Below are 24,148 nucleotides of genomic sequence, written 5' to 3' on the forward strand. Positions count from 1 at the left end.
GCATACAAGGCTTTCCTACGCAGTAGGAAAGCCTTTTCTTATTTTTGAAATTTAATTTTATAAGGGGGATTTTATTATGTCACAACAAGTTACAATGTCATTTTCAGTAGTACCACAAGCGAAAACGAAAGATGTATATTCTGTTGTCGATAAAGCAATTGAAGTTGTGCAACAATCGGGAGTTCGTTATGAAGTAGGGGCAATGGAAACAACTTTGGAAGGAGAATTAGATGTACTTCTTGATGTCGTTAAACGTGCGCAACAAGCTTGCGTCGATGCTGGAGCAGAAGAAGTGATTACTTCTATTAAAATCCATTATCGTCCAAGCACTGGTGTAACGATAGATGAAAAGGTTTGGAAGTACCGTGATGAATATGCAAAACCAGAAGCAATCTAAACTTATTACAACTATTTGGCTTATCCTTCTCATTGCGATATGGGAAGGATCTGTTTCATTATTTAAAATCGAACCGTGGATTTTACCAAAGCCTTCTGCCATTGTTCAAGAATTAATTGGGATGAAAGATTTACTATTACCAAATACAATGCAAACACTGCAGGAAGTTATAATTGGACTATTCTTTGCGATTTTATTGGGGACGAGCATCGCAATTATTATGGACGTTATACCGTTATTTCGTATTCTAATAAATCCATTGCTCGTTATTTCGCAAACAATTCCAATTGTTGTACTTGCACCGCTATTTATTATTTGGTTTGGATATGGGATGTTGCCGAAAGTAATGGTCGTAATACTCGTTTGTTTCTTCCCAATTGCGCTTAGTATTTTAGAAGGTTTTCAAACAGTAGATAAAAACATGCTGAAACTGTTACAAACAATGAAGGCGACAAAATGGCAAGTTTACCAGAAAGTAAAATTTCCAGCAGTGCTTCCATACTTTTTCTCCGGTTTAAAAATTGCAGTTACATATAGCGTAATGGGGGCAATTATCGGAGAATGGCTCGGTGCAAGTGAAGGATTAGGCGTTATGCTTACGAGGGCTACAAAATCCTTTTTGACTGCCCGAGTATTTGGTGTTGCAGCAATCATCGTTATAGTGACATTATGCCTGTATTTTATCGTAGAGTTTATGGCAAGAATAACAGCACCATGGATATATAGAAAGGACGGCAGAAAATGAAAAAAGGTTTGAAAGTTATGTTAGCTGCCTTAGTAGCGGTAGGTGTGGCTGGATGTAATCCGGCGAAGAAAGAAGAAAGTGCAAGTAAAGATCAAAAAGTAAAAGTAGTATTAGATTGGTTTCCAAATACGAATCATACTGGCTTGTATGTAGCGCAAACGAAAGATTATTACAAAAAGCAAGGATTAGATGTAGAAATTATTCAACCAGGTGACAATGTAACAGCAGAGCAAATGATAGCATCAGGAAAAGCAGACTTCGCAATAAGCGCACAAGAAAATGTAACATTAGCTCGTGTGGAAGGAATTCCTGTTGTATCTGTAGGAGCGATTATTCAGCATAACACTTCAGCGTTTGCATCGCTTAAGAAAGATAATATGACGTCACCGAAAGATTTTGAAGGTAAACGTTATGGCGGCTGGGGAGGACCAGCGGAAGAAGCGACATTAAAGACGATTATGGATAAGCATCAAGCTGATTTTAATAAAGTTGAAAAAATCATCTTAGGACAAACAGATTTCTTTAAATCAATCGGCCGTGATGCAGATTTCGAATGGATTTATTACGGTTGGGATGGTATTGAAGCGAAGCGCCAAGGAAAAGAGTTAAATACGATTATGGTGAAGGACTTAGATCCAGCGCTTGATTTCTATAGTCCTGTTATTATTACGAGTGAAAAACATACGAAGCAAGATAAAGACTTTGTGAAAAAGTTTATGAGTGCAACAACAGAAGGTTATAATTTTGCAATTAAGGAACCGAAAGAAGCTGCTGATATTCTAATTAAAGCTGTTCCAGATGTAAATAAAGATTTAGTTCAAGAAAGCCAGAAATGGTTAAGTACGAAGTATCAAGATGATGCGAAAGCATGGGGAGTACAGAAGGAAGAAATTTGGACGAATTACATGAATTTCTTATATGACAACAAAGTTATTAAAAAGAAAATCGATGTAAAAGATGCTTTTACAAATGAATTCCTTCCAAGTGAAAAATGAGCGGATTACAAATAAAAAATATAGTGAAATCTTTCGACGGAAAGAATGTATTAGAGAATATTAGTGCCTCTATACAAGAGGGAGAGTTTGTTTCCTTTGTAGGACCGAGTGGTTGCGGGAAAAGCACATTATTAAACATGATTGCAAATGTTGAAAAACCAACAAGCGGGAACGTAACGTATAAAGATAAGCAAGTACAAGAGCAAGACGTTGTTAGTTACATGCCACAACAAGATTTATTACTACCGTGGCGATCAGCTTTGCAAAATATCGTTCTTCCGTTAGAAATTGAAGGAAAGCCGAAAAAACAAAGGCTGACAGAAGGAATGGAAGCATTAAAGCAGTTCGAACTAGATGAATATGCAGACCATTATCCAGATGAATTGTCTGGTGGTATGCGTCAAAGAATTAGTTTTCTGCGCACATATTTATGTGAAAAGCCAATTATGCTGCTTGATGAGCCTTTTGGAAAGTTAGATGCATTTACAAAAATGGAAGTACATAGCTGGCTTTTAAACTCTTGGCATCAAGAGAAGCAAACAATCGTTATGGTTACACATGACTTAGATGAGGCAATCTTGCTTTCAGATCGCGTATTTATTTTATCTCAAAGACCAGCGTCAATAGTTGGCGAGGTACAAGTGAAATTACCTAGACCGAGAACGATGGATATGTTAACATCACTCGAATTAAAAAAGGATAAAGAAGAGATTTTAAGTGTGTTAGCTCCTTATATGAAAAAATAGAAAAAGCCTTTTAACAGTTTTTAGTATAATTACTGTTAAGAGGCTTTTTTTAGAATATGAAAAGATGGAGAAGGAACAAAAGGGAAAATAGAGAATAGAATATAACAGAGTAGTTTATACTCTTAATATAACAAATGTTAAAGGAGTGAAAGGATAAAATGACTTTATCAACTGTTCTTCAAATGGTTTTAGCTTGATAGGGGAGAAGTCTGCCCATTTTTTAAGATTAAGCTAAATTGAAGACAGCAGGTAAAGAACCTTAATCCTTTTTTACGATAATATGTAATGGGTAAGGTGTATTCACCTTACCCATTTTTATATGCATAATTAAATAAGGCTTCATACTGTTGGTCTCTCTATTTAGCTTATGGACGATAAGTAAAGGAGAGAAAAAAATGAGTATATTAACAGTAGAAAATTTAAGTCATTCGTATGGTGAGAAAACCATCTTATATAATGCATGCTTTCGATTATTAAAGGGGGAGCATGTTGGGTTAGTAGGGAAAAATGGGATTGGAAAATCAACACTGCTAAGAATTTTAACAGGAGAACTTATACATGATGATGGGAACATTGAATGGTTTCCACATGTAAAGGTTGGATTTTTGCAGCAGCATATAGATTTACAAGAAGGGATAACAATTGAAGGATACTTGCAAAGTGCATTTTCTAACTTATATGCGATTGAATACGAAATGTTAAAAATTGCAGAAGAGATGGCTGAAGCAGTAGAAGTAGAAAAATTGTTAGTAAGGTATGGAGAGTTACAAACTATATTGGAAAACTCTAATTTCTATCAAATTCATACAGAAATTGAAGAAGTGGCAATTGGTTTAGGGCTGTTTGAAATAGGATTGGAAAAGGATGTTTCAAAGTTAAGTGGAGGACAGCGGACAAAGTTATTACTAGGAAAGCTTCTTCTAGAAAAAGCTGATGTTTTATTGCTAGATGAACCAACGAACTATTTAGATACAGCACATATAGAATGGTTGCAATCGTACTTGAAGTTGTATGAAAAAGCTTATATTATCATTTCGCATGACGAAGTATTTTTGAACAATATTACGAATGTCATTTACCATCTAGAAGAACGAAAAGTTAAGCGATATGTAGGGGATTATGAAAAGTTTTTACAAAGTTATCAATTGCAAAGGAAACAATTACAATCGGCGTATGCGAAACAACAAAAAGAAATTGCTCAGTTAGAAACATTTATTCAAAAAAAATAAAATTCGAAAAGCAAAACAGGCAAAAAGTCGAGAGAAAGTATTGGAGAAAATGCAAAGGGTTGAAAAGGTTAATAATGTACCTCGGTCCCGTTTTGCTTTTACTGTTTATAATGAACCAGTAAGTCGTATATTACAGGCTGAGAAACTAAGAGTGGGTTATAGTGAGCCGTTATTTCCAGACTTGAATTTACAAGTGAAAAAAGGAGAAAAGATAGCTGTTGTTGGTCATAATGGTATTGGAAAAACGACAATGTTAAAGACGTTATTAGGTCAAATAAAGCCGCTAAGCGGTTCAATTTTTGTTGGGGAACGAGTAAATCCTGCTTATTTTGCACAGGAAGAGTTTGCTTCAGAAATAACACCGTTAGAGAAAGTTTGGACAGAACGACCAGATATGACAAAGAAAGAAGTGCGCCAAGCATTAGCGAAGTGCGGATTGAAAGAAGAACACGTATTAAAACCTATTCGTTTATTAAGCGGTGGAGAGCAAACGAAAGTACGTTTATGTGAACTTATCGTAACGAAAAGCAATGTTTTAATTTTAGACGAACCGACTAATCATTTGGATGTAGAAACTAAGATGGCTTTACAGGAAGCGTTACAACAATACAAAGGAACAGTTTTAATTGTCTCACATGAACCTTCTTTCTATGAATCGTGGATAACAAAAGTGTGGAATATAGAGGATTGGAATGCTGAACAATATGAATAAAGAAAAGGCATTAGCTTTTATGAGCTAATGCCTTTTCTTTGTGATTAACATGATTTTCGAGAACTCTTACATGAGAATTGTATGAAGAAGCACTCTTATGGTGCGCTTATAAGCGTGCTTTTTCTTTTGTTATATTTATAATAATACGAAAGCCTTTCCCTAACAGGTGACTATCTTTCTTTATATATATAGATAGTTCAAAATGGAATGAAAATAATTCCTATATGTAAAGGATAATGTGGATATTATAGGAAGACAATAGAAATTAAAGGAAATTCATGTAAAATTCAAATGAACTTCATATAAACTCCATATTAGAAACTAAATATAATTATAATAGGTTATTTTGATGTTTTTGATTTTTCATAAAATTAAAAGTTTGAATTTAGGAGGTATTGCTCGAACCTAAATTCAAACTTTAGTGAAATAATTAATGGATATTACGTCTAGTTTTCGCTAATGATGGCATTTAAAAGTTCGGCAGGATTACCCGTTCCTGCACCACCAATTGTAATAGATCCACCAGGAGGAATTTCGCCATTCCATCCTGCGTTCGTAATTACATAATGATTATTTGTTTTACTACTAATTTTAGAATCCCAAACTTGTGTTAAATTGCCGCTATAATCAAATTCTAATTTCCAATTTTTAATAGGAGTCGTTCCATTATTTTTGATTATAATCGAGAAGTTATAACCGCTGCCCCAATTCGAAGTGACTGAAAATGTAGCAGTGCCATTTCCATCAGGAGGTGTCGTATTAGCTTCATCCGTTTTGACAGTAAGAGCGTTAGGTTGTGATTTATTTCCAGCAGCATCTTTGGCAATTACTGAAAATGTGTATTCCGTATTAGGTTTTAAGTTTTTAATTGTAATACTATTTGTTGTTGCACTCCATTTTTCTTCTCCGGCAGTAATTTCGTATTCAGTAACGCCTACGTTATCAGTGGATGCAGTCCAGCTTAATTGAACTGAGCTTGAATTTTTATTCGTAACTACAATATTTTTAACATTCGTTGGTGGCTCAGTATCTTTTTGAATAATAGGTCCACCAAGTAATTCTTTTACTAGCGTATCAAGTAATTTTGGGCCACTACAACTATATTTTGGACTTGTACGGCAATCCCCGCTTAGTTCCCAAAACATTGCTCCACTTAAACCTTTCGTCTTTATATAGTCTGTTTTATATTTCATAGATTCATTGTCATCGTAGCTAATAAATGTGCCTGTAGTTGCATTATATAAATAAGGTACTTTAGCTGTGTCATTCCAGTAGCGTACAAAACCATTTTTATTAACGTAATTGGCTGCTAAATCACCGTAATCATATACACCTGTGTCACCAGTAGAATAATCATCCCAAGTACCTTTAGAAGCAAGTTTCCCATCACTACCTGGTTTGCAAGGTTGATATTGTCCGTTATTTTCTTTTCCACAACTTTTCCAGCCACGTCCGTAAAAAGGTACGCCTAATACTAGTTTATCCACTGGAACACCTTCATTTGTATAAACGTCTATAGCACCATCTACGTAAAAATTCGTATTTGCTGCTGGGTCATTTGGATCCTTATATAGAGCTGCATTATGATTAGAAGTAGCTTCCCATCCGCCGTGGAAATCATATGTCATAATATTAATCCAATCGAGTATTTGAGAAATTTTCTTTAGCTCTGTATGATCAGCGTAGCGTTGGCTTGCGCCTGAAGCGATTGTTAGTAAATATTGTTTGCCATCTTCAGCACCTGCTTTATTCAAAGCATTTCGGACGTCTTGAAGAAGGAGAGTGAAATTTTGTTTATCTTCAGGACGATAACTACCACCAGGAATCGTTTCAACGCCCGGATATTCCCAGTCTAAATCCACGCCATCAAACCCATATGCACGAAGAAAAGATACTGTAGATTCAGCAAATACTTTTCTTGTTTTTTCATCAGCGGCCATATCAGAAAAGCGGTTAGACCAAGTCCAGCCACCAACGGAAATAATTGTTTTTAAGTGAGGATATTTAGCTTTTAATCGTTTTAGTTCTCCGAAATTTCCGCAACGGGCATATTTATCGCAATCTTCCCAAGTTGTCCCTGAGCCAGGATACGATTTGGTAACATCAGCCCATGGTTCACCGAGTACGAGAGTACCATTAGGAACCTCTTTATTTTGCAATGGCACACCAGATTCTTTACAGTTCCACGTTTGTTTATTTGGATTATCAGGATGAGTAGAAGGGTTTCCATGTTTTCCATTCCAACAAATATCCGCGAAAGCATAGTTAAGGTGAGTAAGTTTTGATGCATCAATGTCAGCAACTTGATAATTACGTCCGTAAACGCCCCACGAAGGAAAGTACCCAACAATTTTTTGACTTTGCTTTGGTGAATCTGCTAATGCGAGATTTGGAGTAATAAAATTTGTGAGAAAAAGAGGTAAGAAAAGTAGTAGAGATAGTAATAGCAGTGTGAATTTTTGAGACCTCATAGCCATTTCTCCTTTCAAAATAAAAAATATATTTAAAGGCATACGCCAATAAATCAAAATGAATCTAGACGTATGAAACGTCTAGATAAAATGATCAGACATCACGAAGTCTATACAAGGGAGCTGGGGGTGATTAAATCGTAACAAATGTAAGATTTAGTGTAAACGCTTTATTAAGTTGAAACATACTTTCTCAATACAAAAAGGCTTGAATACAAACTATATATGAAAACGAAAGATCGGTATGGGAGGAAAAAGCTTATTATAAATAAATTTGAGAAAAAATTGTCTGGAGTCAATTATTAAAGACGTAGAAAGATAAGGAAATATCATGTAAAATAATAGTAAAAATATGTAAAGGAGGGAATGGTGTGGATGTGTTTTTGAACATTGCTGAAGAAAAAATTCGACAAGCAATACGGAATGGTGATCTTGATTATCTTCCGGGAAAAGGAAAACCACTACAATTAGAAGATCTTTCAATGGTACCTCCAGAACTTAGAATGAGTTATAAAATTTTAAAAAATGCGGGAATGATTCCACCAGAAATGGAACTACAAAAAGATATATTAAAAATAGAGGATCTAATTGCTTGCTGTTATGATGAAGAAGAGAGAAAGAAATTACGAGAAGAGTTAACAGCAAAAACGCTTCGTTTTCAGCAAGTAATGGAAAAGAGAAAGATTAAAGATAGTTCAGCTTTTCGTATGTATCAAGATAGAGTATTTCATAAATTGCGTTAAGAGGTATAAGATGCATAAATTTAAAACGATAGAAGAATTAGCGACATATATTGAAGAACAACAATTGGTACTTCTGTTTATTAAAACGGAAAATTGTGGTGTTTGTGATGTTATGCTAAGAAAAGTAAATTGCGTATTAGAGAATTATGATTACGTAGAGAAAATAGAGATATTACTACAAGACATGCAAGAGATTGCGGGGCGATATGCCGTATTTACAGGACCGACAATTTTATTATTTTATAATGGAAAAGAGATCCTTCGGGAATCGCGCTTCATTTCACTTGAAAATCTAGAGAGAACCATTCAATTATTTGAGGAATAAGGGAGGCTTTTATATGGAATTTATTATTGTCATACTATTATTTGTTGTAGTTGGAATAATCGTAACAGCAGTTCGATCGAACAAAAAGAAGGTAAATCTTACAAAACAAAATAACATTCATAATTCATCTAACAGCTCATCACCATTATTTTTCTTTGCTGGATCTGATAATGATAGCTCGCATGATGGCGGCTCACATGATTGTGGAGGGTCTTTTGGGGGAGATAGCGGAGGAAGCTGCGGTGGCGGTGGTGATTGATGAAAATGCGCCTTATATAGGCGTATTTCTTTTTAAACAAACGTTTGATTAGTCGGCTTACATATGCATAAACACAGTTAAACAAACGTTTGATTAATATTTTTAACATACTAAGGGGAATGGAAATGAAAAGGGAACCGAAAGTGAAAAATAAGGGGAAAGTAGTGTTATTTTTATTAGCTGCGGGAGGCGTATTTCTTGTTAAATTAGCATTTAAATTTGGAACGATACATATGATTCGAACTTGGTTTGAAAGTACGTTTTCTTAAATAAGGAATATAGCCTCTTGCGATAGAGGTTTTTGATTTGTTATTATTAAACTGAACGGTCGGTTTAAAGAGGTGTGAATATGAGAAGAAGCGCAGAAGAGATAAAGAAAGAAATTGCATCTAAAGCAGAAAGTCTATTTTCACAGAAGGGCTACGCAGCTACATCTATGGAAGAGATTTGTGAAATTACAGAGCGAAGTAAAGGAAGTATTTATTATCACTTTAAAAGTAAAGAAGATTTATTTTTATTTGTAGTGAAACAGCATACGTATGATTGGCTTGAAAAATGGAATGAAAAAGAGAAGTTGTATAGCACTAGTACTGAAAAACTATATGGTCTCGCGGAATATCATGTAGAGGACATACAGCAACCAATTTCAAATGCAATAGAGGAATTCTCTATGAGCCAAGTTGTAAGTAAAGAGATTCTGGATGAACTGTTAGCTTTAACTAGAGAATCATATGTTATGTTTGAGAAATTAATTGAAGCAGGTATACAGTCTGGAGAGTTCCGTGAAGATAATACTCGTGATCTTATGTATATTGTGAACGGATTATTATCAGGGCTTGGAGTACTTTACTACGAATTAGATTATAAAGAGTTGAAACGTATTTATAAAAAGGCAATAGATGTATTGTTAAAAGGAATGGCAGCTGAATAATAAGTCAGCAGCTTTTCTTATGAAACAAATTAGACCGAACGGTCGGTTTATAAGGAGGATGAAAATGAACACTTTATTTAAAAACAGAGCATTTATGCTCGTTATGGCATCTGATATTTTACAACAATTTGCAATTTGGATTAGAAATATGGCTCTATTGTATTTCATAATGGAGCGGACGAATAATGATCCAGTTTCAGTGTCGCTATTATCTGTCATGGAATATGCACCTATCTTTATTTTCTCGTTCATTGGTGGTGCATTAGCAGATCGTTGGAATCCGAAAAGAACAATGATTGCTGGAGATGTGTTAAGTGTACTGTCTATTATAGGAATTGTCATATTGTTAACGTTTGATTACTGGCAGGCAATATTTTTTGCAACACTCGTTTCCGCAATTGTAGGTCAGTTTTCTCAGCCCTCATCTTCGCGTATATTTAAGCGCTATGTAAAAGAAGAAGAGGTAGCAAGTGCTATTGCATTTAATCAAACATTACAGTCCTTATTTATGATTTTTGGGCCAGTTGTAGGATCAATTGTGTATACACAACTTGGCTTATTTACATCACTATATAGCTTAATCATTCTATTTTTGTTATCGGCTATCATTCTTTCATTTTTACCAAAATGGGTTGAAAAAGAGCAAGTGGCGAGAGATTCATTAAAAAATGATATAAAAGAAGGTTGGAAGTATGTTCTTCATACGAAAAATTTACGTATGATTACGATTACTTTCACCATTATAGGCTTAGCTGTTGGATTAACAACTCCATTAGAGGTGTTTCTTGTAATAGAACGCCTTGGAATGGAAAAGGAAGCAGTTCAATATTTAGCTGCAGCTGATGGAATAGGTATGTTAATTGGTGGTATTGTTGCTGCAGTTTTCGCTTCAAAAGTGAATCCGAAAAAGATGTTTGTATTCGGTATGAGCATATTAGCGATGTCATTTTTAGTAGAAGGGCTATCTACATCATTTTGGATTACTAGTTTCATGAGATTTGGAACAGGTATTTGTTTAGCTTGTGTTAATATCGTTGTCGGTACGCTTATGATTCAACTTGTACCAGAAAATATGGTTGGAAGAGTAAATGGGACGATTGTACCACTGTTTATGGGGGCAATGCTAATTGGAACTTCACTAGCTGGAGGATTAAAGGAACTAACTTCACTAGTTATTGTGTTTTGTATAGCAATGGCACTTATTTTATTAGCGATAGGGCCAGTTCTACGCATGCAAATAAAGAAAGAAGATGTCGTTAATAAAGAGAAACTAACAAATTCGTTAGCTTCGAAATAACTATTTTAAGGGAGCAAAATTGTTCCCTTTTTCTTTGAGGAACTTTTGACAACTATATGAGCCAATTATATACTGATGTTGTAAAAACGATTTTACAGGTTAGGAGCAATGGTGTGAAAAATCAAATCTATGAATTACGCACTGAAAATAATATTTCACAAGGCGCATTAGCTGATAAATGCAAGGTTTCTAGACAGACGATAAATGCAATTGAGAATAATAAATATGATCCAAGCTTAGCGTTAGCATTCCGTTTAGCTGAAGTATTAGGAACAACTGTTGATAAATTATTTTTGTACAAGCAGTAGAGTCGTTCATTATAAGGCGCACCGTTAAAAATAAAAAAGATCCTCTTCTCATGAGAAGAGGATCTTTTCTTATAGCGTTTTAGTCTTGGGACTAGGTGGTGTAACGGATGTATTATTTTCTGGAACTCTAGTTAGTAAGAATCCACCGATAATAAACAGAACAATAATACTAAGAACACCAGCGTTTGTTTTTCCTGTTAATTGCGTTGTAACACCGACTAATACTGGGCCCATAATTGCGGCGAACTTACCAAAGATATTATAAAATCCGAAGAATTCATTAGCAGATTCTTTTGGTACTAGCTTTGCAAAGTATGAACGACTTAGTGCTTGAATACCACCTTGAGATGTAGCAACTAACATTGCTAAAATCCAAAAATCAAGTGTCGTTTTTAAGAAATAAGCATATATGCAAATGATGATATAAATAATGATACCGACATATAGCATTTTTTTACCTGTAAATGTTGCTGATAATTTTCCGTATAATAAAGCAAATGGACAAGCGACAATTTGTGTTACAAATAATATGATTAATAGATTAGTTGCACTGATACCGAGATCTGTTCCGTAAGCGGTGGACATAGTAATAATTGTATCGACTCCATCAATATAGAAAAAGTAAGCGATTAGGAACATGAATACAGTTTTATATTCTTTAATATTTTTAAAAGTAGCAGCAAGGCGTTTGAAGCTCATTGTAATTGGTCTAGGGTGACGTTCAATATAGTGCGTTTGCTCTACGTTTTTTAGCATTGGAATCGTAAATAACCCCCACCAAAGAGCTGTTATCGCAAATGAAATTTGACTAGCAATACCAACAGATAAAGGGATAGTTCCTTTTTGAGAAAGAATAATAAGAGCGATACAACCGATGAAAGGAATAGTACTCCCAATATAGCCTAATGCGAAACCTCGCGTAGAAATTCGATCCATTCTATCTTCAGAAGTGACATCTACTAAAAATGCATCATAAAAAATGTTTGCTCCAGCAAAACCGACTAAGGCGAGCATATAGCATCCTAATAATAAGTACCACTGAGATGTTGGAACGACTGCTAATATACTTGTAAATACGATACCGAGTCCAAAGAAGAATGTGAAAAATCGTTTTTTAAATCCTTTATAATCAGCAACTGTGCCGAGAATAGGAGCAAGTATAGAAATTAAAAGTGTTGCGAATGAGTTTGCATATCCCCAATATGCTGTTGAAGTTGCCCCAGATAGTCCAGCTTCTTTTGCAGCTGCTTTAAAGTAAATTGGAAATAATGCAGTTGTAATGACGAGCGAGTATACAGAGTTCGCCCAATCGTATAATATCCAGCTTTTTTCTTGTCTGGACATTTTTTTCATATAATGTTCCCCCTTAAATTTGTTTTACTAACAGTGTACAAAAATAAAAATTATAAAAAGAGAAACAGTGATGAATTTTACATAACTTTTACATATATACACAGTTCTTTACAATTGGAGTAAATCCTCTACAATTGCTCCGTCTGTTTCACCTAAGTGTAAACCTAGTAGTCTAGCGATAGTTGGACCTTCATCAATAAGTCTCATATACGGGATTGTCACACCACTTTTTATACCTTTTCCAGCAGCGATAAAAATTGTTTCATAGTTAGGTTTTGTTGGAGAATATCCATGCGTACCAAATGTATATTTTTTACTAGGCGTAACATCTTTTTCAGTAATTTCTTTGATAAAATCTCCTGTATAGTTTTCAGTGAAATAATACCCTTCTCGTGCTTCTAACATGAATAAACAATTACCGTCTGCACCCCATTCCTTCGCAGCTTCATCATGAAGTATAAATTCAATTCCGTTTTGTTTATTTTGAAGTAGTTCTTCAAGGAGTAGTTGTACCTCCCGAATTGTATCTGTATTATTTTTGTCCTTTACATATACATAGGCAGAGCCGTCGCAACTTTGGCAATAGGCTTTCCAGTCTACTAATTTTCCTTTTTTATTAAGAGATATAAGTCCTCTTTGATGGAATAGTACATTTAATTGGATGGATTTGTTTTCACTTAAAGCGCTATGATCACCAAGGGCAATAATTGTACTTTCTTCGTATAGGTCACTTTCTTTTAGTGCTTGAATAATTTTCCCTAGACGTTCGTCGTGTCTCTGGATAGCAGCCATTGTTTCGTTAGATTCAAAGCCGTGATAGTGTCTTTGGGTGTCTAGATCGGTGAAATGTACAAACATGACATTAGGCTTTTTCGTCTGGATTGTATGCACAGCAGAGGCGAGGACGAAATCATCCAGCTCTGGCTGTGATAAACCATTTCTTATATGGCCGAAACGACGATTTAAATCTAATTGGTATAGTGGGCTACCGCTAAATAAGGAAACTAAAACTTGATTTTGCCACGGTCTATTTGGAAAGATTTCTGGTAAATTGTAATCAATATTTGCTCTGCCGGTAACAGGCCATAGAAGAGCAGCTGTCGTTAAATTTGCTTTACGTGCTTCATCATACAATGTTGTTCCTTTTATCGATTTTCGGTACCAATGCCAATCAGGTGATTCACGCCCTGGTTGAAGTAACGTATTGCTAACAACACCGTGCTTGTTAGGGTAATTACCGGTTACGATTGTTGAGTGGCTTGGATATGTTACAGAAGGATAAATCGGTTCTACTTTTTCGACAACCGTGCCTTTTTTTATTAGAGATTGGAAATGAGGTAGTTTTTGTAGTATAGGAAAATCTAAAGCTGATAAACAGTCGAATGATAAAATAATGACGTGGTTTGTTAATGCTTTATCCATAAAGTTCCCTCCTGATTATATAAAACCTATTCTTATATATTACTATTAATACCTAGTAATAAAAATATATTTTTAGGTGAAAATTTATTATTTATTTTCAGAAAAATTAAACATATAATTAAGTATAAGGGAATCTATGGAAGGAGGAAACACTATGGGTTGGTTAGATGGATTTGGTATCTTTTACATCATTGGCGGAATCACGATTATCCTTGTATTTGCTATTTCATATTTACTAAAGAAACGGTTTCCAGACAAACAGTTCGATATTATATTTGCACTTAGTTTAATACTTCTTTGCTTAGCGTCCTTTCCCGTTACAATGATGGTTATTGGTGGGTGGGAAGGAATGGGATATGGATTTATTGGTTTCTTCGTTCTACTAGGTACACTCATCGGTATGATTGCACATCAACTTGTAAAAATCTCTCGAAAAAGCTACGTATAAAACTGCAAAAAATGAAAAGAATATATAATAATAAGAAAATTAGCTATTGTTTTAAAAAAGAATTTGTATTATGATAATCAACAAATTTATTGCGTTATAACGATGAAAAAGGACTAGTACATGTTCAACCTTTTTAGCAGAGAGAGAATCCGCCAGGCTGAAAGATTCTTAAAAAGGCAATATGGAACCTGCCTTTGAGTTCTGCATATGCAGCGGGAATTTCCCGTTATCAAGAAGAGAGCATATACAATTTTTGTGTATGAATCAGGGTGGTAACGCCGGCAAAGCTCGGTCCCTATTTAGGGGCGCGGGCTTTTTTGTATTTTCTAGAAGGAGGAAGAATGACTATGGCAAAAGAACAAGTGCAAGCTATTACGAAGATGGAAGAGGACTTTGCGCAGTGGTATACCGATATTGTAAAAAAAGCCGAACTTGTTGATTATTCAAGTGTAAAAGGGTGCATGATTTTACGTCCATATGGTTATGCCTTATGGGAGAATATGCAGAAGGTGATGGATGAGAAGCTAAAAGAAACTGGCCATGAAAATGTATATATGCCAATGTTTATCCCAGAGAGTTTATTGCAAAAAGAGAAGGATCATGTTGAAGGGTTTGCTCCTGAAGTAGCATGGGTTACGCATGGCGGAGATGAAAAGTTAGCGGAAAGACTTTGTGTACGTCCTACATCTGAAACTTTATTCTGTGAGCACTTTTCAAAAATTGTGCAATCCTATAATAATTTGCCAAAATTATACAACCAGTGGTGTTCAGTAGTTCGTTGGGAGAAGACAACTAGGCCATTCCTTCGTACGACAGAATTTTTATGGCAAGAGGGTCATACAATCCATGAAACAGCAGAAGAATCGCAGGCTGAAACATTAAATATTTTAAACTTATATGCTTCTTTCTGTGAGGATTATTTAGCGATACCAGTTATTAAAGGACAAAAAACAGAAAAAGAGAAGTTTGCTGGAGCAAAGGCAACTTATACAATTGAAAGCTTAATGCATGATGGGAAAGCACTTCAAACAGGAACATCCCATAACTTTGGAACGAATTTCTCTGAAGCATTTGATATTAAATTTTTAGATCGTAACGGTAAGTGGCAATATGTACACCAAACATCTTGGGGTGTATCAACAAGAATGATAGGTGGGCTAATTATGGTTCATAGCGATAATAATGGACTTGTAATGCCACCAAAAGTTGCTCCAGTGCAAGTTGTTATTGTACCGATTGCTCAGCATAAAGAAGGAGTTTTAGCAAAAGCAACAGAGTTACAAGGACATATTCAAAAGGTTGCACGAGTAAAAATAGATGCTAGTAATAAAACGCCAGGTTGGAAATTTAATGAGTATGAAATGAAGGGTATTCCAATTCGATTAGAAGTTGGCCCTAAAGATATTGAAAAGAATCAAGTTGTACTTGTAAGAAGAGATAGGAAGGAAAAAGAGTTTGTACCAATGGATCAATTAGAAGAACGTGTTCCAGCATTACTTGAAGAAATTCATATTTCTTTATTTAATAAAGCAAAAGTATTTCGTGATGAAAATACGTATGCTGCGACAAATTTCGAAGAGATGAAAAAAGTAGCTGACGAAAAGCAAGGCTTTATTAAGGCAATGTGGTGCGGAGAATTGGCTTGTGAAGAGAAACTAAAAGAAGAAGTGGGAGTATCTTCACGTTGTATGCCTTTTGAGCAAGAGCATTTAGCTGAAGAATGTATTTGTTGTGGTAAAGAAGCTAAACAAATGGTGTATTGGGGAAAAGCGTATTAATACTTTTTCTGATAGGTGATAAAAAGGACTTTGGGCTGCATAATAAAATGCAATCCAAAGTCCTTTTTAGTTTTATAATTTGTTTCATGTATTGTTTAGATGGAAGGATGTGTTTTTATTTTGCATTTTTACGGCGAATAAACAGTAACATACCGATTAGGAATGTTGAAAGTCCCATTAAAATAGATGCAGGATAATGTGTTGCAGTATTAGGTAACTTATCGCCTTGTTTTTTCGAGTTGTCTTTTACGTTACCACCTTGGGAACCATTTCCCCCTTGAGAGCTACTATCGCCTTTAACGCGGTTACCCCCTTGAGAGCCATTGCCACCTTGAGAACTGCTATCGCCTTTAACACGATTACCGCCTTGAGAGCCATTGCCACCAGAGCCATTGCCACCAGAGCCACTGCCACCAGAACCACTGCCACCAGAACCATTGCCACCAGAGCCATTGCCACCAGAGCCATTGCCACCAGAGCCACTGCCACCAGAGCCACTGCCACCAGAACCATTGCCACCAGAACCATTGCCACCAGAACCGTTGTCGCCAGAGCCACTGCCACCAGAACCGTTACCGCCGGAACCATTGCCACCAGAGCCGTTGCCACCAGAGCCGTTGCCACCAGAACCGTTGTCGCCAGAGCCACTGCCACCAGAACCGTTGCCACCGGAGCCGTTACCGCCGGAACCATTGCCGCCAGAGCCACTGCCACCAGAACCGTTACCGCCGGAACCATTGCCGTCAGAGCCACTGCCACCAGAACCGTTACCGCCGGAACCATTGCCGTCAGAGCCACTGCCACCAGAACCGTTACCGCCGGAACCATTGCCGCCAGAGCCACTGCCACCAGAACCGTTACCGCCGGAACCATTGCCGTCAGAGCCGTTGCCGTCAGAGCCACTGCTACCAGAACCGTTACCGCCGGAACCATTGCCACCAGAACCGTTACCGCCGGAACCATTGCCACCAGAACCGTTGTCACCAGAACCACTATCGTTCTGAGAACCGTTATTTCCTGGAGGTTTATTATTATCCTTTGAGTTTCCTTCTGCAAAATGATCACTATTTTGTACAATAGCGTTTGTTAATGGGCGGAAGTTTTCAGTTGCAGCATTACCAATATTTAAACCGCTAAAAAAAGATAAAGAGAGTGTTGATGCTAAAATGAAGATTTTCGTCATGGTTTTCCTCCTAAGAAATTAATATTCCATCTAAAATACATCCCTTTGTAATATTTCTTAGGAAAAAGAGTTTTATGCAAAAAAAACTATATATAGAAAAAGGTGGTGTATTTCTCAAAGCAGAAAAGAGTTAATGTAGATTTCCTACAAATAGTAGAGGCGGAGAATTTACATTCATAACGGTAGAGGAAGTGGCAGTAGATGAAAGAGTATATAGCGTTTGATATTGGCGGTACGCAAATTAAGTATGGCATTGTTTCAGAAATAGGGAGAGTATTAAAGCGTAAAACAGTTGCAACAGAAATTCATTTAGGCGGAGAACAAATTATTCAAAAACTGATATATGTATCAAAAAAAATAATGAATGAACATACTATTGCAGGAATTGGTATTAGCACCACGGGGATTGTTGATATTAGTAAGGGAATTGTGACGGGAGGTGCGGATCATATTCCGGGATATCGTACTATTCCTATTATTGATAGATTACAAGAGATATTAAAAGTTCCAGTATCGATTGACAATGATGTGAATTGTGCAGCGTTTGGAGAAAAGTGGAATGGTAGTGGAAGAGAGAAAGAGAACTTTATTATGCTCACCCTTGGAACAGGGATTGGGGGAGCAATTTTTATAGATGGAGAATTGTACCGAGGACATTCATTTAGTGCTGGTGAATGGGGGAATATGTTAATAGAAGGAAAACCGTTTGAAGAGGTTGCCTCGATTTCAGGATTAATTCGTCTTGTCAGAAAATATAAAGGCAAAGGTGAGTGGAATGGGAAAAGAATTTTCGAGTTGTATGATAAAGGAGATCGGGAAGTTGTTCAAGCAGTTGGGATCTTCTTTAAATATTTGGCAATCGGAATTAGTAATCTTGCTTATATTTTTAATCCAGAAACGATTATTATTGGTGGAGGAATTACCGATAGAGGAAATGAGTTTTTAAAAGAAGTAAAAGAAGAGGTCAGTAAATACTTAAATCAAGAGATTTATAATAATTGTGAGATTGAACTTGCACAAAACGGTAATTGTGCAGGAATGATTGGTGCTATTTACCACTTCTTACATCATCATAAGTAAATTATATGAATGTTTTCATATAACTGAGAATTTATCCTTTTTATCGCTAGGTAAATAATGCTACAATATAAGAGAAGAATACAATATTTTCCGATTTGGAAAATGCTTTGTAGAAAGGGAGAAACTTCATGCCTATTATTTTAGAAAAAGGTCAAAAGATCGATTTAACGAAAGGACAACCAAAAGTAGCAAAACTACAGGTTGGCTTAGGCTGGGATCCAATTGGGCAATCAGGTGGATTTCTGTCTTCATTATTTGGAAGTAAACCAAATGTAGATTGTGATGCATCTGTTGTTATGTTAGAAGGAGATCGTTTTTTAAACAAAAATGATTTAGTTTACTTCGGAAACAAACTTTCTACTTGTGGTAGTATTATTCATTCAGGAGATAATTTAACAGGTGAAGGCGCTGGTGATGACGAAACAATTTTCGTAGAATTACATAAAGTTCCGAGCCGTATTAATCGTTTAGTATTCGTTGTAAATATTTATGACTGTGTAAATCGTCGTCAAGATTTCGGGATGATTCGTAATGCATATATTCGTATTCAAAACCCGCAAACTGGTGAAGAATTAGCACGCTATAATTTATCGGATAATTATGGTGGCAAAACGACTCTAATTGCAGGTGAAATGTATCGTCACGGAAGTGAATGGAAGTTTTCAGCTGTTGGAGAAGGCACACAAGATAAAAACTTAAGTGAGATTGTATCACGTTATCAATAAAATAAACCGAGGAGGAATTGAATATGGCATCAATTTCATTGAAAAAAGGACAAAAGGTAGACTTAACAAAAACGAATCCGGGTCTTTCAAAAGTTCTTGTAGGACTAGGTTGGGATACGAATCGTTATGACGGACAAAACGATTTCGATTTAGATGTTAGTATTTTCTTAGTAGGCGCTAACGGTAAAGTTTCAGGTGCAGAGGATTTCGTCTTCTATAATAACCCAAAAGGTGCGAATGGTGCTGTCGAGCATTTAGGAGATAACCGAACTGGCGAAGGTGAAGGTGATGACGAATCGATCAAAGTAGATTTGAAAAATGTACCTGCACATATCGAACGTATTTGTTTCACAATTACAATCTATGATGGAGAAGGTCGTAGCCAAAACTTCGGACAAGTTTCTAACTCTTTCGTACGTATTTTAGATGAAGAAAAGAATGCAGAATTAATTCGTTACGATTTAGGAGAAGATTTCTCTATTGAAACAGCCGTAGTAGTAGGTGAATTATACCGTCATGCAGGTGACTGGAAATTCAATGCAATCGGAAGTGGATTCCAAGGTGGATTAGCGTCTCTATGTAATAACTTTGGTTTAGACGTAGAGTAATAGATTTAATTTATATATCCATCGGTGAAATGTATGTTTACCGATGGATATATTTTTAAAGATAAAAATATAGAGGTGAATATAGATGGTTATTCAATTACAAAAAGGACAGAAAATTGATTTGGGTAAGACAAGCCCTGGTTTAACAAAAGCAGTAATTGGTCTTGGATGGGATATTAAATCTTATGACGGTGGATCAGATTTCGATTTAGATGCATCTGCCTTTTTATTAGATGCAAACGGAAAATGTACGAAGGAAACTGATTTTATCTTCTATAATAATTTACAGTCTCCTTGTGGATCTGTTTTACATACAGGAGATAACCGTACAGGTGAAGGTGAAGGTGACGATGAGCAACTTGTTGTGGACTTAAAGAAAGTTCCAGCAGATGTGCACAGAATTGCTATTACAGTTACGATTTATGATGCAGAAGGCCGTAGTCAAAACTTTGGACAAGTAGGAAATGCGTTTGTTCGTTTAGCAAATGAAGAGACGAATGAAGAAGTTCTTCGTTTTGATTTAGGGGAAGATTTCTCCATCGAAACAGCAGTTGTCTTTTGTGAATTATACCGTCATAATGGACAGTGGAAGTTTAATGCAGTAGGAAGTGGATTCCAAGGTGGTTTAGGTGCGCTTGTAAGAGCGTATGGCTTGGATGCATAGAAAGGAAACGATATTCGTTTCCTTTTTTTGACCTTTCTATAAATCTGGCAAAGAATAGGGGATAAAGGTAAGATGAGTATTTTGCAAGGAATCCTTGATACGTATGCTCAGTTTTTCGACTTGGACATGTGGATTAAAGTGTTGCAAGATCCAGTATCTTGGGGATTAATAGGTACACTTGTTGTACTTGAAGGTTTGTTATCTGCTGATAACGCACTTGTGTTAGCAGTAATGGTAAAACATCTTCCGGAAGAAAAACGTAAAAAAGCATTATTCTATGGACTTATTGGAGCTTATGTGTTCCGCTTTATTGCAATTGGAATTGGAATGTTCTTAATTAAATTATGGTGGGTAAAACTTCTTGGTGCACTTTACCTTGCTTGGTTATCAGTAAAATACTTTATTGATAAGCGTAAAGGTGCAAGTGAAGAAGACGAAGCTCACGGTATGAATCAAAACAGTATTCTCTTTAGAATGTTCGGTGTCTTCTGGGGAACAGTTGCGATGGTTGAATTAATGGATATCGCATTCTCTGTAGATAGCGTACTTGCTGCATTTGGTGTATCTAATGAAGTTTGGATTTTATTATTAGGCGGAATGCTCGGTATTTTAATGATGCGTGGTATCGCTGGTGTATTCTTAAAATTGTTAGAGCGTATTCCAGAGCTTGAAACGACAGCATATATTTTAATCTTAATTATCGCATCGAAAATGTTACTGTCTTTAATCAAGATTGAGGTTAGTCATACACTATTCTTTATTATTTTAGTTGTAGCATTTGGAGCAACATTTATACTTCACTACATGAAGAATTCTGGACAAGCTAAAGAAGAAGTTGCAGCTACTAAAGAAGACCATAAATAATTGAAATGGGTTTGCTCGTTTTGTGAGCGCCCATTTTTTATAACCAAAAATAGTTTATAATAGAAGAAAGACTTAGAAAAAACGTAAATGTTTTTGGAGGTGAACTGTTGTGTTTTCACGTTTTACACTTCAACCATATGCATTAAAAGATGAATCGGATTTAAAGCAATTTGAAACACTTTTAGAAAAACGCCCACAATATGAGCTGACAGAGAATGAAATGAAATTTAGTTATATAGCATGTCGAATCCTTGGCGTTCCTAATGATGTAGATGAATATTTTAATGAACTGTTTGATTATAGTGAAGCGAAAGGAATTGAAGTTTTACACGAACAAAATTTAAACAAAGTGATTGATTCGGAAAAGCTTCGTCATATTCAAGAAGTGTTCGGATTACATCAAGAAGCACCAAATGGTCTGACAGTAAATAGGCTAGTTGCACACTTATCTGGGAAACAACTTTTACCGAAAGTAGACAATCCTGATTTACAGCATTACATACATGCGACGTTCATTTCAGTATTGAAATTATATGAGAAACAACATAATCAGTCGTTAAAGACAGAAGGCTTCCGTCGTTTCTTAATCGACATAATTAAACTAAGCGAAAATTACGTAGCGAAGTGGTTCTCTACGATTAATTATAAGAAACAAATGCCGCGTATCGTTTGGTATGGTGATGCACAGGAAAGCCGTATATATTTCTTATATTTTCTTATTATGCTCGGTTGTGATGTGCTTTATTATCACCCCGAAGGAAAAGATGGATTTGAAAATATTGATGAAGAGGGAAGAACTTTTGTTGTATCTCATCCGGGTCGCATTTCGCTTGAACCATTCCCTGATCGTCGACGTGAGCGTGTTGCAACAGTAGCGTATCAAGCTTCGAAAGAAATTGAACAAGTACTTCACCACGATAATTCACTATTATATAAACCGTGGCAATTTCGTTCGTATACACCTGTAGCACGTACGTTAAAAACGACATATGATGAACTCTTTTTAATTACGAAAGAAAAGGCATTTGTACGTCCGACATTTTATGTTGAAAATAAACATATTTATATTCCTTCTTTATTTGCGAAAATATCAGGCGTTTCAAAGAATGATAAAGAATATTTTCAACGATTAAAGGTTGTTACATCATTTGATAACAGTTTATTAATTAATACATTCCCGTTTACGAAAGAGCAGAAAGCAAATTTCCAATATCATTATCGAGATGCATTGGACCGAGCGGGGAAATTACATCCTGATCTAATTATGAATAGCCATTGGTGGCCGCATAAGCGTTTACCGGAAGGTTTACAACATGGGATTGCAGAGGCGATTATCCATACGTGCGAAAGTGAAATGTGCAAACCAATTGCGAAAGAAACGAAACAAGATGTAGCACTGTATGTTTTCGCACAACTTTCTCAAATACCACCTAATATTTTAGAGCAGCTTGAGAAATTTGATTATTCACAAGATGTACCGAAAATTGTTATATTTAATAATGAGAAGAGCGGAGAATTAACTCGTTCTGACGCTGTTTTATTACTATTTTTGAATCAAATTGGAGTAGATGTATTCCATTTCAATCCCACGGGCAGAAACGATATTGAACCGTATGTTGAAGCAGGAGCATTTGATTCACATTGGCTTGAAGAAGTTAATTTCGATCTTGAGTTTCATGGTTCATCAGCCTATAAAAATTTATCACAAACAATAAAAGGACTATTTCGTCCATTTTTATAAGGAAAGGGAGAATACCATATGAATAACCCAGTCGTACTAGATTCGAAAACTGAATTGAATGAGCAAACCGCACAAGATGTTCGCTTGCAACTTAGACAAGATGCAGATGTGCAACGTATTTATAACGCAGTAGATATTAAAGATCAACTGGAATTAATTGAACTTGGAAAAGAACCTTCTATGGAAATTTCACGTTTCGCTGATCAAATTTTACATACAATGTCTCTATCAAAGATAGAAGATTCTGGTGAATTGTTAAAGCAACTTGGTAAAATTATGGACAGATTTGATAGTAAAGACTTTGCGGAAGAAAAAAGTGGTTTCTTCTCGCGCATGTTCAAAAAAGCGGATAAAATGATAGAACAAATCTTTAGTAAATATCAAACGATGGGCCGCGAAATTGATAAAGTTTATGTGGAAATTACGAAGTACCAAGATGAGATGAAAAAATCAATTGGTACGTTAGATGGCTTGTATGAGCAAAACTTAAAATATTATTTAGACTTAGAGAAGTATGTAGTAGCAGGAGAAATGTTATTAGAGCGCTTAAATACAGAATTAGTTCCGATGTATGAAGAGCGCGTGCGTAATAATGATCAATTAGCAGGTATTGAATTAGAGTCGCTTAAAAACTCGGTTGAAATTTTAGAGCAACGTATTGATGATTTAGAAAAAGCGCGTATGGTTGCGCTACTTACAGCGCCGCAAATTCGCATGATTCAACGTGGTAATAATAAATTAATTGGTAAAATCAATACAGCATTTATTACAACGATTCCTATCTTTAAAAATGGTATCATTCAAGCAGTAAATGCGAAACGTCAAAAGCTTGTTGCAGATTCTATGGCTGAACTTGATCGCCGTACAAATGAATTACTTAAGAAAAATGCACAAAATATCGCAACGCAAAGTGTAGAAGTAGCGAGATTATCAGGTTCTTCTAGTATTAAAATGGAAACACTTGAGGAAACTTGGAACATTATTTCAAGAGGTATGCAAGAAACACAACAAATTGAAGAACAAAATAAACGTGAGCGTGAAGAAAGTCGCAAGCGTATGGCTACATTAACAGAGAATATCAAAAAAGAATTACAAGGATAAATGAAAAGGCAATGAGGAATAGT

The 24,148-nt window shown here is 35.8% G+C and carries 24 protein-coding genes, 1 pseudogene and 1 other annotated feature; of the genes and pseudogenes, 21 read left to right on the plus strand and 4 right to left on the minus strand.

The annotated features are described in order from the left end of the window. Window positions 1–76: 76 nt before the first annotated feature. The 5 genes and pseudogenes from MHI26_RS02140 (at window position 77) to MHI26_RS02160 (ending at window position 4,824) form a co-directional block, all read left to right on the plus strand. Entirely contained in the window at window positions 77–397 is a 321-nt protein-coding gene (locus MHI26_RS02140; RefSeq protein ID WP_000082906.1) for an MTH1187 family thiamine-binding protein, read from the plus strand. After that, window positions 369–1,142, plus strand: coding sequence for an ABC transporter permease (locus tag MHI26_RS02145; RefSeq protein ID WP_001057164.1), 774 nt, complete (start codon window positions 369–371; stop codon window positions 1,140–1,142). Before MHI26_RS02140 ends, MHI26_RS02145 begins: the two co-directional genes overlap by 29 nt. Then, window positions 1,139–2,137, plus strand: coding sequence for an ABC transporter substrate-binding protein (locus MHI26_RS02150; protein ID WP_000715573.1), 999 nt, complete (start codon window positions 1,139–1,141; stop codon window positions 2,135–2,137). Before MHI26_RS02145 ends, MHI26_RS02150 begins: the two co-directional genes overlap by 4 nt. Beyond that, entirely contained in the window at window positions 2,134–2,883 is a 750-nt protein-coding gene (locus tag MHI26_RS02155; protein WP_000016083.1) for an ABC transporter ATP-binding protein, read from the plus strand. Before MHI26_RS02150 ends, MHI26_RS02155 begins: the two co-directional genes overlap by 4 nt. Before the next feature lie 395 nt (window positions 2,884–3,278). After that, window positions 3,279–4,824: pseudogene (locus MHI26_RS02160) on the plus strand (ABC-F family ATP-binding cassette domain-containing protein). A 446-nt stretch (window positions 4,825–5,270) separates the two neighbouring features. Here MHI26_RS02160 and MHI26_RS02165 read toward each other — a convergent pair. Beyond that, window positions 5,271–7,295 (minus strand): glycosyl hydrolase family 18 protein, encoded by a 2,025-nt coding sequence (locus tag MHI26_RS02165; protein WP_001257490.1) that lies wholly within the window; start codon window positions 7,293–7,295, stop codon window positions 5,271–5,273. A 371-nt stretch (window positions 7,296–7,666) separates the two neighbouring features. Here MHI26_RS02165 and MHI26_RS02170 point away from each other — a divergent pair, with 371 nt between their 5' ends. The 7 genes from MHI26_RS02170 (at window position 7,667) to MHI26_RS02200 (ending at window position 11,158) form a co-directional block, all read left to right on the plus strand. Next, window positions 7,667–8,038, plus strand: a complete 372-nt coding sequence (locus tag MHI26_RS02170) for a DnaJ family domain-containing protein (protein WP_061666203.1) — start codon at window positions 7,667–7,669, stop codon at window positions 8,036–8,038. 10 nt (window positions 8,039–8,048) lie between these two features. Continuing rightward, the gene (locus tag MHI26_RS02175; protein ID WP_061666204.1) at window positions 8,049–8,363 is read left to right on the plus strand and encodes a thioredoxin family protein; all 315 of its coding nucleotides are present in this window, start codon (window positions 8,049–8,051) and stop codon (window positions 8,361–8,363) included. 13 nt (window positions 8,364–8,376) lie between these two features. Next, window positions 8,377–8,622 (plus strand): hypothetical protein, encoded by a 246-nt coding sequence (locus MHI26_RS02180; RefSeq protein ID WP_000394364.1) that lies wholly within the window; start codon window positions 8,377–8,379, stop codon window positions 8,620–8,622. 125 nt (window positions 8,623–8,747) lie between these two features. Beyond that, window positions 8,748–8,891, plus strand: coding sequence for a hypothetical protein (locus tag MHI26_RS02185; RefSeq protein WP_000817981.1), 144 nt, complete (start codon window positions 8,748–8,750; stop codon window positions 8,889–8,891). 80 nt (window positions 8,892–8,971) lie between these two features. Then, the gene (locus tag MHI26_RS02190) at window positions 8,972–9,553 is read left to right on the plus strand and encodes a TetR/AcrR family transcriptional regulator (RefSeq protein ID WP_001254428.1); all 582 of its coding nucleotides are present in this window, start codon (window positions 8,972–8,974) and stop codon (window positions 9,551–9,553) included. A 64-nt stretch (window positions 9,554–9,617) separates the two neighbouring features. Beyond that, window positions 9,618–10,850, plus strand: a complete 1,233-nt coding sequence (locus MHI26_RS02195; RefSeq protein WP_001093904.1) for an MFS transporter — start codon at window positions 9,618–9,620, stop codon at window positions 10,848–10,850. Between the two features lie 56 nt (window positions 10,851–10,906). Beyond that, window positions 10,907–11,158 (plus strand): helix-turn-helix transcriptional regulator, encoded by a 252-nt coding sequence (locus tag MHI26_RS02200; protein ID WP_002023181.1) that lies wholly within the window; start codon window positions 10,907–10,909, stop codon window positions 11,156–11,158. A 69-nt stretch (window positions 11,159–11,227) separates the two neighbouring features. On the opposite strand, the gene MHI26_RS02205 is transcribed toward MHI26_RS02200, so the two are convergent. Then, complete coding sequence (locus MHI26_RS02205; protein WP_000738804.1) at window positions 11,228–12,511, minus strand: MFS transporter; 1,284 nt, start codon at window positions 12,509–12,511, stop codon at window positions 11,228–11,230. A 108-nt stretch (window positions 12,512–12,619) separates the two neighbouring features. Continuing rightward, a complete protein-coding gene (locus MHI26_RS02210) occupies window positions 12,620–13,933 on the minus strand; it encodes an alkaline phosphatase family protein (RefSeq protein WP_061666205.1) in 1,314 nt (437 codons plus the stop codon). 154 nt (window positions 13,934–14,087) lie between these two features. Here MHI26_RS02210 and MHI26_RS02215 point away from each other — a divergent pair, with 154 nt between their 5' ends. Continuing rightward, window positions 14,088–14,381 carry a YesK-like family protein gene (locus MHI26_RS02215; protein WP_061666206.1) on the plus strand — a complete coding sequence of 98 codons (294 nt, stop codon included), beginning with the start codon at window positions 14,088–14,090 and terminating at the stop codon, window positions 14,379–14,381. Window positions 14,382–14,474: 93 nt separating this feature from the next. Further along, window positions 14,475–14,681: a binding site (T-box leader), on the plus strand. A gap of 47 nt (window positions 14,682–14,728) precedes the next feature. Next, window positions 14,729–16,159 (plus strand): proline--tRNA ligase, encoded by a 1,431-nt coding sequence (proS, locus tag MHI26_RS02220; RefSeq protein WP_061666207.1) that lies wholly within the window; start codon window positions 14,729–14,731, stop codon window positions 16,157–16,159. A 115-nt stretch (window positions 16,160–16,274) separates the two neighbouring features. On the opposite strand, the gene MHI26_RS02225 is transcribed toward proS, so the two are convergent. Next, window positions 16,275–17,342: an LPXTG cell wall anchor domain-containing protein gene (locus tag MHI26_RS02225; RefSeq protein WP_340993693.1), complete on the minus strand. Its 1,068-nt coding sequence runs from the start codon at window positions 17,340–17,342 to the stop codon at window positions 16,275–16,277. Window positions 17,343–17,543: 201 nt separating this feature from the next. Here MHI26_RS02225 and MHI26_RS02230 point away from each other — a divergent pair, with 201 nt between their 5' ends. From MHI26_RS02230 to MHI26_RS02260, 7 genes are all read left to right on the plus strand, one after another. Next, window positions 17,544–18,422 carry an ROK family protein gene (locus MHI26_RS02230; RefSeq protein WP_061666209.1) on the plus strand — a complete coding sequence of 293 codons (879 nt, stop codon included), beginning with the start codon at window positions 17,544–17,546 and terminating at the stop codon, window positions 18,420–18,422. Between the two features lie 128 nt (window positions 18,423–18,550). Further along, entirely contained in the window at window positions 18,551–19,147 is a 597-nt protein-coding gene (locus MHI26_RS02235) for a TerD family protein (RefSeq protein WP_061666210.1), read from the plus strand. Between the two features lie 23 nt (window positions 19,148–19,170). Then, complete coding sequence (locus MHI26_RS02240) at window positions 19,171–19,755, plus strand: TerD family protein (protein WP_000146729.1); 585 nt, start codon at window positions 19,171–19,173, stop codon at window positions 19,753–19,755. Window positions 19,756–19,840: 85 nt separating this feature from the next. Beyond that, a complete protein-coding gene (locus tag MHI26_RS02245; RefSeq protein ID WP_000236653.1) occupies window positions 19,841–20,419 on the plus strand; it encodes a TerD family protein in 579 nt (192 codons plus the stop codon). Between the two features lie 72 nt (window positions 20,420–20,491). Beyond that, a complete protein-coding gene (locus MHI26_RS02250) occupies window positions 20,492–21,283 on the plus strand; it encodes a TerC family protein (RefSeq protein WP_000025706.1) in 792 nt (263 codons plus the stop codon). 109 nt (window positions 21,284–21,392) lie between these two features. Beyond that, the gene (locus MHI26_RS02255; RefSeq protein WP_000492855.1) at window positions 21,393–23,024 is read left to right on the plus strand and encodes a YceG family protein; all 1,632 of its coding nucleotides are present in this window, start codon (window positions 21,393–21,395) and stop codon (window positions 23,022–23,024) included. An 18-nt stretch (window positions 23,025–23,042) separates the two neighbouring features. Further along, a complete protein-coding gene (locus MHI26_RS02260) occupies window positions 23,043–24,125 on the plus strand; it encodes a toxic anion resistance protein (protein ID WP_001064413.1) in 1,083 nt (360 codons plus the stop codon). Window positions 24,126–24,148 lie beyond the last annotated feature (23 nt).

The sequence above is a fragment of the Bacillus sp. FSL K6-1218 genome (assembly GCF_038006445.1).
Taxonomy (GTDB): Bacteria; Bacillota; Bacilli; order Bacillales; family Bacillaceae_G; genus Bacillus_A; species Bacillus_A thuringiensis_S.